The sequence below is a fragment of the Streptococcus sp. HMSC077D04 genome, from assembly GCF_001808785.1.
Taxonomy (GTDB): domain Bacteria; phylum Bacillota; class Bacilli; order Lactobacillales; family Streptococcaceae; genus Streptococcus; species Streptococcus mitis_BX.
This window is the reverse complement of record NZ_KV794521.1, coordinates 1-973: the sequence shown is the minus strand read 5'-3', so window position 1 is coordinate 973 and position 973 is coordinate 1. Positions and strand designations below refer to the sequence as shown.

1 pseudogene is annotated in these 973 nt (G+C 41.4%); it reads right to left on the bottom strand.

What is annotated here, in order from left to right:
* A pseudogene (locus HMPREF2701_RS11450) lies at positions 1 to 973 on the bottom strand (hypothetical protein); the annotation flags it as partial.

Below are 973 nucleotides of genomic sequence, written 5' to 3'. Positions count from 1 at the left end.
ACTGGAGTTACTGTTGGTGTGTATTTAGCTGTTACTGGGGTACCATTCTTATCTACACGTTTAACTGTTACGCCTGTTCCTTTACCTGTGAATGTCTTCTCTGGTGTGAACGTTACTGTACCGTCTGGATTTACTTTGTAAGTTCCTTCGCCTGGAATTGTCTTAGTTGTTGATCCATCTTCGAAGGTTGCTGGTACTTCGTCATTCATCGGTACATTTGGATTTCCTGGTTTGAATTCAGGTTTGCCAGTTTGTTCTTTACCTTGGATATCTGTTGTTTCAGCTGGTTCTGCTGTTGGGGTTACAGGGGTTACGTTTGGTGTGTATGTTGTTGAAACTGGCGTTCCATTTACGTCTACACGTTGGACTGTAACTCCTTTTGCTTTTCCTACGAATTGTGGTTCTGGACGGAATTCTACTACTCCGTTATATACTGTGTAAGTTCCTTCGCCCGGTACCACGATTTCATTAGTTACTTTACCTGTTGATGGATCGATTAATTCTAATGGTTTTGTTTCATCGATTGGTACAATTTTTTGTACTCCATCTACTGATACTCTTCCTCCTAAGAATTGTGGTAATCCCTTTTGTAACGCACCTTGGATATCTGTTGTTTCAGCTGGTGTTGCTGTTGGAGTTGCTGGTAATACTGTTGGTGTGTATTTAGCCGTTACTGGTGTTCCGTTCTTATCTACACGTTTAACCGTTACTCCTGTTCCTGTTCCTGTGAATGTTTTCTCAGGTACGAATGTTACTGTTCCATCTGGAGCTACAGTGTAAGTACCTTCTCCTGGAATTACTTTTTCTTTTGAACCATCTTCGAATGTCGCTGGAGTATCATCATCCATTGGCACTTCATCAGCACCAGGTGTGAATGTTGGTTTACCAGTTTGAGTTGCACCTTGTACATCTTTTGTTTCTTTTGGTTCTGCTGTTGGTACTACTGGAGTTACTGTTGGTGTGTAAGTTGTTT